12 protein-coding genes and 1 pseudogene are annotated in these 16,271 nt (G+C 63.8%); 4 read left to right on the plus strand and 9 right to left on the minus strand.

Going from position 1 to position 16,271, the window contains the following annotated elements; translation table 11 throughout:
• Positions 1-206 precede the first annotated feature (206 nt).
• The 6 genes and pseudogenes from ACZ1JX_RS18855 to ACZ1JX_RS18880 form a co-directional block, all read right to left on the minus strand.
• Positions 207-566: pseudogene (locus ACZ1JX_RS18855) on the minus strand (transposase); the annotation flags it as partial.
• A gap of 317 nt (positions 567-883) precedes the next feature.
• Positions 884-1,984, minus strand: a complete 1,101-nt coding sequence (locus ACZ1JX_RS18860; RefSeq protein WP_465126484.1) for a hypothetical protein — start codon at positions 1,982-1,984, stop codon at positions 884-886.
• A complete protein-coding gene (locus ACZ1JX_RS18865) occupies positions 1,984-3,549 on the minus strand; it encodes a carboxylesterase/lipase family protein (RefSeq protein WP_465126485.1) in 1,566 nt (521 codons plus the stop codon). Before ACZ1JX_RS18865 ends, ACZ1JX_RS18860 begins: the two co-directional genes overlap by 1 nt.
• Positions 3,546-4,532 (minus strand): alpha/beta hydrolase fold domain-containing protein, encoded by a 987-nt coding sequence (locus ACZ1JX_RS18870; RefSeq protein WP_465126486.1) that lies wholly within the window; start codon positions 4,530-4,532, stop codon positions 3,546-3,548. The genes ACZ1JX_RS18865 and ACZ1JX_RS18870 overlap by 4 nt, the downstream gene beginning before the upstream one ends.
• Before the next feature lie 32 nt (positions 4,533-4,564).
• Positions 4,565-5,059, minus strand: coding sequence for a DUF3237 domain-containing protein (locus ACZ1JX_RS18875; RefSeq protein ID WP_465126487.1), 495 nt, complete (start codon positions 5,057-5,059; stop codon positions 4,565-4,567).
• Positions 5,060-5,068: 9 nt separating this feature from the next.
• Positions 5,069-6,928: a bifunctional sugar phosphate isomerase/epimerase/4-hydroxyphenylpyruvate dioxygenase family protein gene (locus ACZ1JX_RS18880; protein WP_465126488.1), complete on the minus strand. Its 1,860-nt coding sequence runs from the start codon at positions 6,926-6,928 to the stop codon at positions 5,069-5,071.
• 280 nt (positions 6,929-7,208) lie between these two features.
• On the opposite strand from ACZ1JX_RS18880, the gene ACZ1JX_RS18885 reads away from it, so the two are divergent.
• The 4 genes from ACZ1JX_RS18885 (at position 7,209) to ACZ1JX_RS18900 (ending at position 13,106) form a co-directional block, all read left to right on the plus strand.
• Entirely contained in the window at positions 7,209-7,865 is a 657-nt protein-coding gene (locus ACZ1JX_RS18885; protein ID WP_465126489.1) for a TetR/AcrR family transcriptional regulator, read from the plus strand.
• 74 nt (positions 7,866-7,939) lie between these two features.
• A complete protein-coding gene (locus ACZ1JX_RS18890) occupies positions 7,940-9,160 on the plus strand; it encodes an MFS transporter (protein ID WP_465126490.1) in 1,221 nt (406 codons plus the stop codon).
• Positions 9,161-9,257: 97 nt separating this feature from the next.
• Positions 9,258-12,206: a TonB-dependent receptor domain-containing protein gene (locus tag ACZ1JX_RS18895; protein WP_465126491.1), complete on the plus strand. Its 2,949-nt coding sequence runs from the start codon at positions 9,258-9,260 to the stop codon at positions 12,204-12,206.
• Between the two features lie 60 nt (positions 12,207-12,266).
• Positions 12,267-13,106 carry a shikimate dehydrogenase gene (locus ACZ1JX_RS18900; RefSeq protein WP_465126492.1) on the plus strand — a complete coding sequence of 280 codons (840 nt, stop codon included), beginning with the start codon at positions 12,267-12,269 and terminating at the stop codon, positions 13,104-13,106.
• 228 nt (positions 13,107-13,334) lie between these two features.
• Here the strand turns inward: ACZ1JX_RS18900 and ACZ1JX_RS18905 are convergent, their stop codons facing one another.
• From ACZ1JX_RS18905 to ACZ1JX_RS18915, 3 genes are all read right to left on the minus strand, one after another.
• Complete coding sequence (locus tag ACZ1JX_RS18905; RefSeq protein WP_465126493.1) at positions 13,335-13,460, minus strand: hypothetical protein; 126 nt, start codon at positions 13,458-13,460, stop codon at positions 13,335-13,337.
• 117 nt (positions 13,461-13,577) lie between these two features.
• Positions 13,578-14,501 carry a helix-turn-helix domain-containing protein gene (locus ACZ1JX_RS18910; protein ID WP_465126494.1) on the minus strand — a complete coding sequence of 308 codons (924 nt, stop codon included), beginning with the start codon at positions 14,499-14,501 and terminating at the stop codon, positions 13,578-13,580.
• A gap of 168 nt (positions 14,502-14,669) precedes the next feature.
• Positions 14,670-16,256, minus strand: a complete 1,587-nt coding sequence (locus tag ACZ1JX_RS18915; protein ID WP_465126495.1) for an FAD-binding oxidoreductase — start codon at positions 16,254-16,256, stop codon at positions 14,670-14,672.
• Positions 16,257-16,271: the final 15 nt, after the last annotated feature.

Consider the following 16,271-nt stretch of genomic DNA (forward strand, 5'->3'; position numbering starts at 1 on the left):
TTTCACGGATCTGGCCGCATTGGCCGAGGCGGAGCCTGGTCGTGCTATATCGGGTCTCACAGCCGTGAGCGTTGCATTGACCCGAAGAGGGCTTGTGCTCCCATCCGGTAACCTTCGAAGATCATTCGTCCCTGCGTTCCCTCGCAGGACACCGCCTTCGGAGCAGCTTGGACGCTTCACCGCTGGCAAACAGGTCCAATCCCACCTCATGCTTGGAACAAAGGGCCATCGCGCAGCATCGCATGCATTATGACCGCGAGGCGACGGGCGAGTGCGCCACGGACCTTCTTCAGGCCGCGATGCTTGGCGATCTTCATGGTCGATGTCTTCAGGGCAAAGGTCCCTCGGCTCCTCGTCAGGATCGAGTTGGCGGCTTCGTAAAGCAGCTTGCGCGCAGTCCCGTCCTCTTGCTTTGTGATCCTGCCAGTCCAGTCGAGTTCGCCCGATTGATGGCATCTGAATACCAGGCCGAAGTAGGCGCCGGCATTGCGTGATTGCCGGAAGCGGCCCGCCTCATCCACCGCGGCAGCAAAGCTACCCGATGTCTTAACGCCGACGCCTGAGATTACCGTTGGGTCATCGACCCGTCGCGCTCCGGGCTGGTTCTTCAAGTGCGGCGAGATGGCAGCCCAAGCTCCCTTCGATAGCCAGCACATTTCCCAACAGCCTCCTGCCTCAGCGGAGCCCCCTGGGTGCGCGCAAATTTTTCAAGAGGATGATTGGGTTTGGACCCTTAGCCTCCTGTTCCCCCAAGCTTGAATGCCGTCTCCAACTTGAGCTTGCGATTGGCCTGTTCTAAATTTTTTCGGGAAGAGAACGGATACGCTCTTCCCGGTTCCCGGTTTGTCCGCAAAGGCTTTGCCCATTAGCTGCAGAGCGACGTTTAGCGATTGTCCGAAGCTACAATTGCCAGCCGGTCACTCTGGAATGAACCGAGCCACAACTCCTCGTTGACCAGAGCGGCCGCAGACAGTCCGTTGAATCGGGATCGAGGAGTTCCGTAAGCGAAAGTGGCAATCCGGGTGCGGTCCGGGGTGATCTCTCCCACTATCCAGCCGCGCTTGCACCGCATCGGATCGGCCTTGCCGTCGATCACCTTGCGCAATCCACCACAGGCCGGTTCGTCCAGTCGCATTCCGGCAAGGAGCAAGTGCCCACTCGTCAAGTGAATGTTGTCGGGCATGAAATCCGGTGCCACAATCCGCGCGAGGGGCCTGCGGGTGTCGTCCCGGTCAAAGACTAGCACCGCATGCCAGCCGAAGGCCACGACAAAGAAGCGGCGCTGGTCAGGGTCGACCTCGATGCCGTTGTTGCCGGGCAGTTCAGTCCCCGGCATTGCACGAAAGTGCCTGTCGGTCGGACGCCGCTGCCAGACAGCCCCCGTCTTGCGGCCCAACATGAAGTCGCCAATCGTCGTGCCGGGCCGGGTCAGGACGGTGACGAGAATGGTCCCGTCTGCAAACTGCGCGACGGCGTTGCCCACTTGCTCTTCCGGCATGGGCACGCAGCCGCGCCAGACCAGCGAGGGCTGGTCCTTGTCTGGCAGGGAAACATCGAAAGCCTCAACCGCCTCGCGCCCGCCGTGGTTGACGACGAGAAGGCGGTAGCGGTCGGGTGCAATGGGGCGCAGCGAAAGTCCCCGTGCATTGAATAGCGCGACCTCGGGAGGGCCGGGGCAATCGGGAAAGGCGGTTGGGTCGGGCGCGATCTGCGCTGCCTCGCCCTTGTACCAGCGCTGGACGGTCCGGGTTTGCGTATCGACTAGCTTGATCCCGGCACCTTCGGAAAAGCCGCTAGCGACAAGCAGCGATGTCTCTGGAAGGGTTATAAGATCTTCCGGCCTTTCGGCGCCGCAGACATAGCTCATTTCCGCGTCGGGATTGCAGTCGCCAGCCTCGGGCGTTGCAGCAGGCTGCGCCACGGCGGCAGCGGTGGCAAGCAACCCGGTGACGCTCGTGCAGGCAAGCCGGAAATGTCGGCGCATCAGTCTCTCGGTCGGCCGGAAGCAGGACGCGCCGGGACCATGACACCCCGCAGCAATCCGAAATCGCGAGCATGTGGCCAGGCCGTGATAGCCGGGTTCTCACCCAGCCAGACCAGACGGGGGCGATCGGTCGTGTAGGAAGGCCATATCCCGATCCTGGCGCTGGTGGGCACGCCAGTACGCGCAAACGACAGCAATGCCCCCGCCATTTCCGCCTCAAGTGATTGGTCCGCAGCCTCCCAGATGCGTGTGGCGCGGAACGTGTTCAGTGCATCTCGCGTGCGCAGCCAGTAGGGCACGTCGCCAGTGTGGTAGGCGCCAACGGTGGCAGGGTCGTGGTCGCTGAAGGTGATGCCCGGCGCATAGGGCTGGCGGCGCGCGAAAATGTAAGCGTAGACAGGTGCCGTGCCCGACTTGTGCTGCGCCTGCGCCCAATCAAACATCTGCAGACCGACCGAGCCATCGCGGGCAATATCGATGGCGGCTCTTGGTCCGCTTGAGGCGTAGGCCTGCAGGATGGCATCGGCATTTGCGGGATATCGGTCACGAACCGCAGCAGCGAGAGCGGCACTGTTGTCGAGTGCGGGGAACGGGCGGAAACTCTCGTCCCGGGTATAGCCGATGAGCATCGGCACGTCCAATTGCCCGCGCGCGGCGAAGATTTCCTCATTCGCCCCGGTCACGACCCTGCCATCCCGGACGATCGGAGTGCGCGGCGTGGTGGCGGCCACGATGCGATCACCTGGAAAAGCGCGCATTCCGGCAAGCGAAGCGGCACCGAGGTCCTTCTGCAGCGCAAGCCCATGCTCTTCGGCCTTATCGAGAGGGACCGGGCCGATCATCCCGCCAAAGGCACTGCCGCTCATCGCCACGGCCTTGGCGAACAGGCCCTTGGCCAGCGGCGAGGCCTGCAGCAGCGAAACGGACATGGCTCCTGCCGACTGGCCGACGATCGTGACATTGGCCGGATCGCCGCCGAAGCGCGCGATGTTGCGCTGGACCCATTGCAGCGCGGCGATCTGGTCCATCAGCCCGTAGTTTCCGGACCCGCCAGTGCCGGACTCTGCCGTCAGTTCGGGATGCGCGAGGAAGCCAAGCGCGCCGACGCGATAGGCGAGATTGACGCGGACAACGCCTTCTTGTGCCAGCGGCTCACCAGAATAGTTGGCCATCGAGGCAGAACCGATGTTGAATCCGCCGCCGTAGATCCACACCACGACGGGCGCCTTGGCAGCGTCCTCTGGTGCCCAGATGTTGAGGTAAAGGCAGTCCTCGCTGGTTGCCTCATTGCCGAAGTAGTGGTTCTGGAGCGAGCCGCGCAGCGGCTGGAGGCATTCGGGGGCAAAACGGTCCGCATGAAGAACGCCCTGCCATGGCTGCACCGGCTGCGGCGGCTTCCAGCGCAGATCGCGCAAGGGCGGTGCGGCGAAAGGGACGCCGAGCCAGGCCTTGACCCCGGAGGACAGGTATTTGCCCTCGATCTGCCCGCCATCGATCGTTACAGGCTCTGCCAACGCGGGACCGCTTGTCGCAAGGAGCAGCGCGGCCGTCAGCTTGCGGATCACTTGCGCGGCACTCCCAGCTTGTCGTGGAAGAAGTCGAACGTGGCGTTCATCGCCATGAGCGAGGTGCGGCGCGTGTCATCGGGCGTTGCGCCCATGAAGCTGTGGTCGGTTGCGGCGTAGTAGGTCGCGCTGACGGGGACACCCGCGGCCTTCAGCGCAGCTTCCAGCTGATGCGATTGCGCAATCGGCACGACTTTGTCGTCAACCCCGTGCAGGATCAGGAACGGCGGATCTTTGGGGTCGACATAGGCAATCGGACTTGCCGCACGAATGGCCTCGGGCGTGCACGTGCCCTCCATGCAGGCGAGCAGGCGCTGTTCGGCGGAGTCCTTCTGGACGATGCGCGGCATCGTCGCGAAATCGAAGATGCCGTACCACACCGCCGTGGCCTGAACGCAGGCATCGTTTGCCGAGGTGGGGTCGAGCTTGGCGTCGATCCTGCCATTCGTGCAGGCAAGTCCAGCGAGACCGGCAAGGTGTCCTCCCGCCGAGCCACCGAAAACCCCGACCCGCGCAGGGTCGATATGATACTGTGCCGCATTTGCGCGCAGAAAGCGCAGCGCTGCAAAGACGTCGCGCGCCTGCGCGGGGAAAGGCGCTTCGCCCGAGAGGCGATACTCGACGCTTGCGACGGTGAAGCCTTCGGCGGCGAAGGCAGCCAGCATCTTCGGGAAGTTGTCGAACGCGCCGGACTGGCGGGTATGGCCGCCCATCCAGCCGCCACCGTGGATATAGAGCACCAGAGGATGCGGACCATTTCGGGTCGGCATGTAGATATCGACGATCTGCGGACGGTAGCCGGGATTGACCTGATAGGTCACATCCCGCCACGCCTTTACACCGCCGGGGAAGAACACCGGCACTTTCGGGAACTTGTCGGCCATCGAAGGTTCGGGATTGACCGGGACCACGCGCTCGGCCGCGACGGGCGTAGTGAAGAGAGCGGCGCAGGCGAGCGCCATCATCGGGGTGAAACGGGCCATCTTGTCCTCTCCTTGGTGCTTTTCGTGGGCGTTCAGATGACGCGGTAGAAGCGGATGTGCACTGCGCGCTTGCCATCGGGCAGGCTCACAGGATCGAGCGTCCCGATGAAGCAGCCCTGCGACAGCCAGTCGTACTTGCCTTGCGGTGCCTCGAAGACGGGATGCGTGCGAACCACTGCCTTGGGGTCCTTGGCCCTGCAGCTTACGCCGGTGTTGACGACGTTGATCACCGCACCGTCGTCCGTACGCAGCATGTAATCGGCCTTGATCTGGAGGCACCCGTCAGCCCGGCGCAACTGCCAGTCCCAGCCGCCGCCCATGATCGTACCGCGAATGCCGGGACCTTCGAACGTGCCGCCAGTGATCGGCACAATGTTGCGGGTGCCAAGCGAAGTCGGGCCGACGGGAGCATCAGCATCGAGCGTGACGGTTTCCTCGAACGCGAATTCGAGCGCGGGCTCGGCAGCGCGAGCGGTGACAGAGACGGCAAGCGCCGTCGCGGCAGCAACAGTGGCGAACAGGCGCATCGGGTTTCCTCAGTCCAGATATTCGGGTTTGTGGCGGGCCTGCGCGGCGAGACGTATCGGCGCGTTTGCAGCGCCGTATCCCGCGTAGCCACGGCGCTCGACCACCTCGAAGAACACCCGGCGGGCGAACGCGCGGCTGTAGATCTGGAAGTATTCGGCTTCGCCGTCCCTGTCATAGAGGACGCCGAGGCCGGCCATGCGCTCGATCAGATCTGGATCAAGGCCCCAGCGCGCCTCAAGGTCGTCATAGTAGTTGCGCGGGATCTCGAGGATCGGCAGGCCTCCGTCGCGGGCCGCCTGGGCAACGGCGAAGACGTCAGACGTGGAAAAGGCGATGTGCTGCACGCCCGCCCCGAAGTAGTTCTGCACGAAGCGCGAGGTGAGCGATTGGCTGGCAAGCGAGCCGTTGAGGGTGAACCGCACCGACCGGTCGGCATTCTCGACCGCCTGGCTTTGCACGAGACCCATCGGATCGGCGATTTCGAGCTGGGGCGTCTTGTCGACATCGAGCAGCGCCACGTAGAACAGCAGCCAGCTGAGGAACTCCTCGTACTGCATCGTCTGGGCGATGTGGTCGACGCCAGTCAGAAGCGGCGCGTCTGGCTCTTCGAGCAAGTGCGGAAACTCGTGCGCCCACATGGCCTCGCGAGTCGCTGCATCGACGAGATAGATCAGGCTGCCGCCAATCCCGCGCACGCTGGGGATCGGCCATTCATCGGGACCGACTGCCTGCTCGAAGCGGGGGATGCGCAGGAAATCGGCGCGTGCGAGAGCGGCCGGCACGTCAGGAACGGTAAGCCCGAGTGCGCAGACGGCCGCGCCATGGACCATGTCGAAGCTGTGCGCGAGGCCTTCGGGTTCGCAGTTGACGACGATGCTCGCCGACCCTTGCGTCCACTTTGTGACGTCCTTGGTACGATGGCGCGCGGTGGGGCGGAAGCCGAGCGGGCGGAGCATTGCTCCCAGAGCTTCGGCTTCTTCGTGGCTCGCGGCGAATTCGATGAACTCGACGCCACTGGTCCCGGTGCGCGGCGGCAGATCCGGCGCTGCCGGCGAAGGTCTGGCAATACCGCCTTCCAGCAGGCGCAGCGAACGATAGCCATCAAGCGCGACGCCGCTTGCGGAGCCCGCCCGGAAGCGGTCGTTGAATATCTCGAGGCTCCAGTACCCGTCATAGCCGATCTTGCGGATGGCCTGCGCCCAGTCGTCGAGCGGGAAATCGCCCTGCCCCGGCATCGAGCGAAAGTGCCTGCTCCATTGCAAAAGGTCCATGTCGAGCACCGGTGCATCGGCCACCTGCACGATGAACAGCTTGTCGGCACGGATATCGCCGATGCTGCTGGAAGGTATCCGGCGCGAGAGGGAATGGAAGCTGTCGAGAACGAGGCCAATGGCGGCGTGATCGGTGTCTCGCACGATGCTCCAGGCATCGCGGTGGTCGTTGACATGGCGGCCCCACGCGAGCGCCTCATAGCCGATGCGCAAGCCACGGGCAGCAGCGCGCTTGCCCGCTTCGTGGAGGTCGGCGATGGTCCGCGCGCGGTCGGCATCGGCAAGCGGCGAACAGTTTGAGCAGACCAGCAGCAAGTCGGTGCCGAGCTCCTGCATCACATCGAACTTGCGCTCCAGCCGGTCGAAGGCACGCGCGCGCTGCTGTTGAGGCAGGCCTTCAAGGTCGCGGAAGGGCTGGAACATGGTGCAGGCAAGGCCAAGGTCGCCCATCATCGCGGCGATGTCGCGCGCGGAATGGTGCGTGGAGAGCAGGTCGTTCTCAAAAATCTCGGCGCCGTCGTATCCGGCAGCAGCGATCGCCTGCAGCTTGGCATCGAGCGTTCCACTGATGGAAACTGTGGCGATCGAGGTCTTCATGGCTGGTCAGGCTCTCCGTCATCCCGGTCTTGCAGCGAGGTTGACATCTTCAAATGTTAGGGACTAGTTCGTTACATAAATGATGCCGTGATGCAAGGGGAGGTTTGTGGCGACCAAGCGCGAAGTGGCGACCGCACAGGCAGCGATCGGCGGGGAAAAACCCGTCGTGCGCGGCCATGCGGGCAGACCGCGGGCGCAAAAGCCGCTACGACCGGCAGTGACGGGGACGGCGCTTCATGCGGAGCGGCCCGAGCCGTGCCAAGCCGCGGAGACTGCCACCTTGTCTGAAACCGATATTCCATCGAAGCCCGTACGCCGCAGCCGGGCCGAAAGTCGCGAGCAGGCTATCAACCAGATCATCGACATTGCCACCAACGAGTTCGTCGAGAAGGGACTGGCCGGCGCACGGATCGACGAAATCGCGGGCAAAGCGACCAAGCGCAAGATCTACTATTACTTCGAGGGCAAGGACGAATTGTACCGCGCGGTGCTCGAACGCGCCTATGCCCGTGTGCGCGAAAGCGAGGCGCAGGTGGATATCGCCAGCGGGACCGCAGCCCAAGCCCTGCGCCGCCTGATCGAGCACGACGTGCGCTATCACGCGCGCCACCCCGAACTTGTGCGCCTGGTGATGAACGAGAACATCCACCGCGCAGAACACCTCAAGCAGATCGACAGCCTCCCCCAAGGCAATCGCCGGGTGATCGGCATGCTGGAAAACATTATCGCGCGCGGACAGTCCGAAGGAGCCTTTCGCACCGGGATCGACCCGGTTGACCTGCATCTGAACATGACCGCGCTCAGTTTCTACAACGTCTCCAACCAGTTCACTTTCGCCCACAACTTCGGGGTCGACATGACCAGCCCCGAAGCGGTGGAGCGCAGGGCCGTGCAGGTGGCGGACATCATTCTGGCCTGGGTGACGAAGAAGGACTGACCGCGCCCGGCGGCGCGAAGCCGCCTGCTGCGGATCGACCGGACGTCTGCCCAGAGCCCCTGAGGAGAGGACGAATGGCACTTCCCGCACCCGGCGCCGCTGGCGCCGATGGACCCGATGCATGGACGCGCAAGGGCCTCGGCATCGTCGCGCTGTGCTTTGCGATAAACATGGCCGATGGCGTGGACGTCACGATCCTGTCGTTCATCGCTCCGAGGCTTCAGGCCGAATGGGGCATCGGTTCCGCCACGATGGGCAACCTGTTCAGCGCAGGCCTGATCGGCATGGCGATCGGCGGCATGTTCATCGCGCCGCTGGCTGACCGGCTGGGACGGCGCGAAGTGATCCTTGCCGGGCTGTGCCTGATGTCCGCAGGGATGTTCGCCAGCAGCATGGCGCCAAGTGTGCCGGTGCTGTTCGCGATGCGCGTTCTGGTGGGCTCCGGGATCGGCACGGTCCTGGCCGCGATGGCCGCGCTGGCGGCAGAGAGTGCCCCGCCTGCGCAGCGCAATCTCGCCGTCGGCGTGGTTCAGGCAGGTTACCCCTTTGCTGCGGTGTTTACGGGGCTGATCGTTGCGCACACCCTGCCCATCCATGGCTGGCAGGCAATGCTGCTGGGCGCGGCTGTGCTGACTGTCGTGCTGCTGCCAGCGGCGTGGCTGGTATTGCCTCACGGGCGACCGAAGTCTGGTGACGGGCCAGCTTCGGCGGGCAAGGTCGGCCAGTTGTTCGCACCCGAACTGCGCGCGCGGACCATCGCGCTGTGGAGCGCGGTCTTCTTCGGGCTGATGGTTCTCTATTTCATCGTCAGCTGGATTCCGAAGCTGTCGATCGCGGCGGGGCTTTCAGAGACCAACGGCATCTATGCAGGCGCGCTCTACAATCTCGGTGCCTTCGTCGGCACCATGGCGATGAGCATTCTCGCATTGCGCGTTCCGCTTGGGCGGCTTGTCCCGGCAATGCTTGCAGGTGCAGGCGTGGCCATGGTTGCGTTCGGCTCGCTGTCCATGCCGGTCTGGCTGACCCTCGCCGTCGCCTTCCTGATCGGCGTTCTGCTGCAGGGTGGATACAACGGCGTCTGGCCCATCGCTGCGGGTGCCTACCCCGGCGAAGTGCGCGCCACGGGCGTGGGCTGGGCCATCGGTGTGGGCCGGGGTGGCGCCGTCATCGGCCCGATGCTCGGCGGCTATCTCATGGCCGCGAACGCGCCATTGCCCGCTCTCTTCGCCGCCTATTGTGCACCGCTGCTGATCTGCGCAGCCGCTGCCTTCCAGGTCGAACGACACAAAGTGTAACTAACCAGTTACAACTTGTTTGACAGGGACTAGTTCGTAACATAAATGCAGCCTCGTGAAGGGCGGCGACTCCAGCTGCCCGAGGAGGAGGATGACCATGACCGTGAGGGGCACTCGCCTTGCGTTTTCCGCGTCGCTGCTGACCGTTGCCACCGCGCTTGCTGCGCCTGCGCTGGCACAGGATGCTGCACAGGATCAGGCCGCTGCCGAAGCGCCGGCCGACGTCAAGGAAATCATCGTGACGGGCTCGCTGATCCAGCGCCCGAACAACACTGCCGTCAGCCCGATCGTCTCGGTTGGCGAAACCGCGCTCAAGGAGACCGGCCAGGTCAACCTGCAGGACGCGCTGAACCAGTTCCCGAGCTTCACCACCGCAGGCAACGCCAACACCGGTGGCCAGGGCACCGGCGGCCGCGCCTCGGTCAACCTGCATGGCCTCGGCACCAACCGCAACCTCGTGCTGCTCGACGGCAAGCGCCTGCCGCTGTCCGACATCAACGGCAACGTCGACATCAACATCCTGCCCGATTCGATCATGGGCGGCGTGGACGTGATCACTGGCGGCGCCTCGGCAATCTACGGTTCTGACGCGATCTCGGGCGTGGTCAACTTCAAGACCCTGCGCGCTTTCGACGGCGTGCGCGTCGACATGCAGAACTCGATCAGCGAAAAGGGCGACGGCTACAAGTTCAACGGCTCTGTCGCCTTTGGCAGCGGGTTTGCCCAGGATCGCGGCCACGTGATCGCCGCGTTCAGCTATGCCAAGCAGGACTCGATCAACGGCAGCAGCCGCAAGTTCTTCTTCGACAAGACGCCCTCATCGTTCATCGGCACCGGCACGTTCGTGCCGAGCGCCACCAACGCCCCGACGGTCGAGGCACTTGGCACGCTCTTCGGCGGCTATGGTTTCGCAAGCCTGCCCGGCAACGTGAACCTGCTGAACCTCGGCTTCAACAACGACGGGACGCTGTTCACCCAGACCGGTGCACGCAACTACAAGGGCGCGAACGGCACCAACGGCTATCTCGTCGTCGGTGGCAACGTGCGCATGCCGGTTGGCCAGCAGATCGACTTTGCCAACGCGCTCGAGCGCAAGACCGCGTTCATGAAGGCCGATTACGACCTGACCCCGTCGCTGACTGCCTATGGCCAGTTCATGTACGTCGATCTCACGGTGAAGACCGCTTCGGGCGGCAGCCTCACCCAGTTCGGCACGCTGACCACTGTTCCGATCACCAATCCGTTCATTCCGCAGGATCTCAGGACGATCCTCGCCTCGCGCCCGAACCCGAACGCCGCGTTCACCTGGAACGGCCGCTATGTGGGCGTACCCTACAAGAACTGGGAAGAAAACTACGCCGTCCAGCAGTATATGGCAGGCCTCAAGGGCGATATCGCCAGCGGCTGGTCCTTCGATCTGTGGGCAGCCTACGACCAGTCGGTTCACGACCAGCAGTTGAACGATGCCGTCGTGAAGAGCCGCGTCCAGACGCTGCTCAATGCCGCTGACGGCGGCGCCTCGATCTGCGCTGGCGGCTTCAACATCTTCGGTGATGCCAATGCCCGCTCGCTGTCGCAGGCTTGCGTCGATTACATCACCAAGACCGCGTTCTCGAAGGAAAAGCTTCAGCAGACCCAGGCGCAGCTGCAGGTCAACGGCAAGCTGTTCGATCTCGGTGCAGGCCCGGCGCAGATCGCGCTGGTTGCAGGCTATCGCAAGAACACCTTCCACTACACCCCCGACAGCGATCTGCGCACGCAGAACATCGAGGCCGTGATCGCCTCTCAGCCTGCTTCGGGCCGCATCACAGTGAAGGAATTCGCAGCACAGGTCGACGTACCGCTGCTGGCCGACAAGCCCCTCGCGCGCGAACTCGGCATCGGTGGCGCAATCCGCTACTCCGACTACTCGGTGACCGGCGGCGTCACCAGCTACGAGGCGGACTTGCGCTGGAAACCGGTTGACCAGATCCTGCTGCGCGGAAGCTACCAGCGCGCAGTCCGTGCGCCCAACATTGGCGAACTGTTCTCGCCGCAGACCGGAACCCAGCTGGTGATCGGCACGCCTCCGAGCGCACTCGGCGATCCGTGCGACGTGCGCTCGACCGCTCGCACTGGCGCGAACGGCGCACAGGTGGCTGCTCTCTGCGTCGCACAGGGCATCCCGCAGGCCGCGATCTCGAGCTACACCTTCCCGACCACGGCAACCGGCCAGCTGGTCTCGGGCAACACCAACCTCACGCCCGAGCGCGCCGATACCTACAACATCGGCATGGTCATCAACTCGCCGTTCGAAAGCGGAGTGTTCTCTGACCTGACGCTTTCGGTCGATTACTACAACATCTCGGTCAAGAACGTGATCTCGACCGTTCCGGGCCTGACCGTGCTGTCGAAGTGCTTCAACCTCGATGGTTCGAACCCGACCTACGACAAGAACAACCTGTACTGCGGTCTGCTCGTACGTGATGCCGGTGGCCAGCTGACCACCGTTGCAACCCCGTACCTCAACCTTGGTTCGGTCAAGACCGACGGCATCGAGGCGCAGCTAAACTGGACGGTACCCGCCCGCTTCCTCGGCGACGAAAGCGGCCGCCTGTTCGTCAACGAAGCAATCGGCTGGCTGCACAACTACAAGCTGCAGCTCCTGCCCGGTGCGGCCACGCTCGATTATACCGGCATCAGCAACGGTGCGGCCGGCGTGAGCAGCCTGCCGCCGCGCGCCACGCCAAAGTGGAAGGCGCTGACGTCGTTCGGCTATCGCTCCGATGGTGCGACGCTGGGCATGCGCTGGCGCTACCAGAGCGCGATGAAGGATACGACTTCGGTCCTGACGCCTGCCACGGCACAGGTCGGCGTTGGTGCTTATTCGCTCTGGGATCTGTTCGGTTCGGTCCGCGTGGGCAAGTCGTTCGAACTGCGCGCAGGCGTCAACAACCTGTTCAATCGCGGCCTGCCCTTCGTCAGCAGCTCGCAGAACGGCACTGACGTTGCGCTCTACGATCCGGTCGGCCGCTCGTTCTACATGGGCTTCAAGGCCAACTTCTGATCCACCCAATGTCCCGGTGCCCCACAGTGGCGGCACCGGGATCTTATCAAGCAGAAACGAATGATCCGCTCAGGTCTCCTTGGACGCTCCATCCTTGCCTCTCGCTCCCCCGAGTTGCACGAGAAGGAAGCGCAGGCGCAGGGCCTGGAGCTGAACTACGAGCTGTTCGACTTCACCGATCGGGGTTGGTCCGATGGCGATCTCGCGCAGGTACTTGCCTGGCTTGTCAAAGACGGCTTCAGCGGCTTCAACGTGACTTATCCGTTCAAGCAGGTCGTTGTGCCGCTGCTCGATGCGCTTGATGAAAGCGCGCTGGCAGTCGGTGCGGTGAATACCGTTGCAGTCAGGAATGGCAGGCTGATCGGCTACAACACCGACATGGCCGGATTTCGGGATTCCTTCATGGATGGCCTGCCCGGGGAAGCGATCGACCGCGTGATCCAGCTGGGTGCCGGCGGGGCGGGCGCTGCTGTGGCCAACGCCCTGCTCTCGCTTGGCGTTCACAAGCTGGAGCTGGTCGACGTCGACGAGCGTCGCGCTGCCAGACTTCGTAATGATCTTAGGAGCCGTCACCCCAAGGTTGCAATTGAAGTCGCCAGGCCGGATGGCTTGGAGGCGCTATACGCCGTTGGCCCTGCAGACGGTATCGTCAACGCGACACCGATCGGTATGAGCGACAAGCCGGGCACGCCATTGGCCGTGGATATGATCCATCCCTCGCAATGGGTAGTCGACATCATCTACTTTCCACCGGAGACCGAGTTGCTGCGCGCAGCAAAGGCTCGCGGATGCCGCACACTGAACGGAATCGGGATGGTCGTGGGGCAAGCCGCCCGTGCTTTCGAGATCATCACAGGCCACTTTGTCGACAGAAAGCGAATGGCCTCGAGCCTCGAATAGTGCTGCGTGCGGTGATTACGCTGCGCACCCCATGCGCTGCCTGAGATCTGACTTGGACCTCCTTGTAGAAGCCGGTGCGTGCAAACTGAGCGAATCCGGCGGTATCGTGCGGGTCGGTCTTGTTTGCCTTGAGGCTCTGAGGCGCCTGCCGGGCGTCGATGCTCACTACTGGAACGCCCAGTTTGCGCAGGTCCAGACGGATCGCCGGCGACATGCGGCCCGTTGCGATCACCGCTCGCTCGGTCGGGCCGTCTGCTTCAGCATCACGGCGATCGCTTCGGCTGAGCTTTCCACCTTCTCCGACACGAGCTTTCGACCATCTTCGTCAACGCCGCAGACCTGCGTGCCTTCCATCGACAGGTCCAATCCGGCATAGTGCTTCAGGGCTGCTTCCTGCCTTCAGGATACGACAACCTGACGTGTGCGCCGTAACCGAGGTCCGAGGGAAACAGCCATAATTACACGATGACTCTAAGCTCTAGCGCCTTCCGTAAGCGCCTGTGCCGGTGCGCCGAGCACGGCTTCGCGGAGCTCGAGCGAGCGCGTGAACATCGGCCCGCACTCTTCGAGGAACTGGGTGGGCTTCATGCCCAGAAACTCATGTGCTTCACGGATGAAGTGCGAATAGTCGGTGTAGCCTGCATCGATAGCCAGAGCGCGGCGGCCGGGCCCGCCCTTGATCAGCGCATGGAGCGAGCGCAGGAAGCGTGCGCGGCGCAGCAGGAGCTTGGGCGGGAAGCCGAAGGCCTTGAGGCTGAGCCGTTCGAGCGACCGTGGCGCAACTCCGGTGCTGGACGAGAGCTGGGCTACGGTGCGCAGGCAGGGGTCGAGCAAGGCGGTGGCAAGGCGCACGATCGGCTCGTCGTCCTTCGGTGGGTAGGCCATCCGTTCGAGCAACCACCGGTCAAGAATACGGACAAAGTCCTGCCCACCGCCGCTCCTGCGCAAGTCGCGTGCAAGGCGTTCGACCTGCGGGCCGAAGACATCGCTGGCCGGAACGATGTGATCGGCAAGGTCTCTGGCCGGCACTCTGCTCAGCCGGACCCAGCCTCTGGGTGTGATCCCGGCGCCGATGACCGTGCCTGCCTCGCTTTCCGACCAGCAAGCCGCGCTCGATGGACCGAAGAGCGCTACGTCCGGCACGCGAAGCGCTGCCGAGACGCCGCAGCGGACATGCCAGCGGGTCGCCGGGTCCAGCAGGATGCGCAAGTTGAACCATGCCGGCTGGAACACGTCGCGGTGCACTTCGCCTTGCGACGGACTGACGGCATAGAGGTGATAGCCGCTGACGAGGCCATCAAGTTCAGCGCACGGCCGCCAATAGTCCATGCGGCCCGCTTGCGCGGTTGCGGACGGTGCCGAACCGTCCAGCGTGGGTGATTGTGCGACCTGCATGTTCCTGTTCTTGCACTGTTATCCATCTGGATCACTTGCGCAAAGGACAGAATGTTGCAGGCTGCGGTTTGTGCCCAAGGTCCCAGCCGCGACGCCCGGTGGGGTATGTGGGCGTCGCGGCGGGGTTGGGCGGCTCCAGGCGGGGCAGGCCCGGAGCCTAAAAGCGTCTCAGATGCGAATGCCGGACTTGCCCGGCGCAAGGATGCCGTTGGGATCGAGCGCGCGCTTGAGCGTCTGGTCGACCTTGCGCTTGACCGGGCCGAAAAGGTCCGCCGCCTGATCCATGAAGGCGGTGTTGACGCGATAGACGGCATAGCCGCGCTTGCCGAACTCGCTGAGCAGCCTGGCGAAGCACTCGTGGGCGCGGGCCATCTCGTCCGGGTCCGACCTGTCATAGAGCACGTCGATGATGTGGTGCATGTCGCGCATGCCGACGACGTATTCGGCGACGTAGTCCAGCCCGTATCGCCCGAGGATTTCCTTCGCGAGGCGGGTCTGTTCGACCGTCTCGCTGCCCTTTGCCGCAGTGACCGGGGCAAACCACATTGAGCCGCCGCCCCCGCGCCAGCGATAGAGGCCGAATTCCTGCAGGGTCATGTCGCCGCGCATCAGCTTGGCTCGGTAGTTGAAGGGCTGGGTGTCGCCTGCCTCTTCCTCGGTGATGAGCCTGCCCTTGCCGCTGGCCTTGATCGCACCGGCGATGATCTGCCAGTTGACCTCGACCTGCTCCTTGGTGCCATAGAGCGCGGCATAGACGTTCCATGCGCCAAGGCCTTCCTTGGCCTTGATCTCCTCGAGCACGCTGTCGGGCGTGACGCCGGTCCCGTCGTAGTACTTGCTGCGCGGCATCAGGGCGGCCGCTTCCCACATCACGTTGGCAAAGACCATCGCGTTGGGGATGACGTTGGCGATGCGAAGCGGGCGCAGGGTTTCCACGATGTCGTGGATGTCCTCGTCCTTGTCGTAGCGGATGCAGAACGGCTTGTAGACCGGGGGTTTGGGCATCAGCCACATGCCCATCTTGGTGACGATGCCATAGTTGGACTGGGTGAAGATGCCGTCGAGCGATGGGCCGTAGCCCCACTTGAACACCTGCCATGCGCTGGTGCCTTCGACCCCGCCCATGCCGGTGCGCAACACCTCGCCATTGGCGAGGACGACTTCCATCCCGCACTGCATCATGAAGTGCTCGCCATAAGGCGTGTAACCGACCCCGCGATCCAGCGTGTTGCCGACTGGGCCGGCGATGGCCGAAGGAGCAGGGCAGGACAGCCACAGCGGGATGTCGTTTTCTTCCAGGTAGTCCTTGAGCTGCTGGTAGGTGACGCCCGGTTCGACCAGCGCGGTGCACAGCACGGGATCGACCTCGAGGATACGGTTCATGTGCTTGAGATCGAGCACGACCTGGCCCGGGCTTTGCGGCGCGGCCGAGCCATAACCGAAGTTGCGACCGGTCGAGATCGTCCAGACCGGCACCTTGTATTCGTTGCAGACCTTGAGGATCTGCTGGATCTCGCTCACTTCGCGGGCATAGAGCACGGCCGAGGGGCGGTGCAGGTCCTCGCTCTCGGCGATCATCACCTTGGTGTAGGGCGCGATGTGATCGGCGTCCGTGACCACGTTCTGGGGGCCGAGGATCGCGACGAACTTGGCGATCGCAGCATGCATGTCGGCAGCGCTGACGCCTGCGGGCAGGATGGCGGGATCTTCAGGCGCTGCGGGTACGAGTGGTGCGGCGGGCTTCTTGGCTGGCATTGACTTTCTCCTTGC

Source organism: Novosphingobium sp. BL-A-41-Hi4A-0G, from assembly GCF_055521735.1.

Bases quoted from the DNA above. Each gene is read 5' to 3' on its own strand.
- ACZ1JX_RS18860 (WP_465126484.1), bottom strand. From the start codon at position 1,984: ATGCGCCGACATTTCCGGCTTGCCTGCACGAGCGTCACCGGGTTGCTT.
- ACZ1JX_RS18870 (WP_465126486.1), bottom strand. From the start codon at position 4,532: ATGGCCCGTTTCACCCCGATGATGGCGCTCGCCTGCGCCGCTCTCTTC.
- ACZ1JX_RS18875 (WP_465126487.1), bottom strand. From the start codon at position 5,059: ATGCGCCTGTTCGCCACTGTTGCTGCCGCGACGGCGCTTGCCGTCTCT.
- ACZ1JX_RS18880 (WP_465126488.1), bottom strand. From the start codon at position 6,928: ATGAAGACCTCGATCGCCACAGTTTCCATCAGTGGAACGCTCGATGCC.
- ACZ1JX_RS18890 (WP_465126490.1), top strand. From the start codon at position 7,940: ATGGCACTTCCCGCACCCGGCGCCGCTGGCGCCGATGGACCCGATGCA.
- ACZ1JX_RS18895 (WP_465126491.1), top strand. From the start codon at position 9,258: ATGACCGTGAGGGGCACTCGCCTTGCGTTTTCCGCGTCGCTGCTGACC.
- ACZ1JX_RS18900 (WP_465126492.1), top strand. From the start codon at position 12,267: ATGATCCGCTCAGGTCTCCTTGGACGCTCCATCCTTGCCTCTCGCTCC.
- ACZ1JX_RS18905 (WP_465126493.1), bottom strand. From the start codon at position 13,460: ATGGAAGGCACGCAGGTCTGCGGCGTTGACGAAGATGGTCGAAAGCTC.
- ACZ1JX_RS18910 (WP_465126494.1), bottom strand. From the start codon at position 14,501: ATGCAGGTCGCACAATCACCCACGCTGGACGGTTCGGCACCGTCCGCA.
- ACZ1JX_RS18915 (WP_465126495.1), bottom strand. From the start codon at position 16,256: ATGCCAGCCAAGAAGCCCGCCGCACCACTCGTACCCGCAGCGCCTGAA.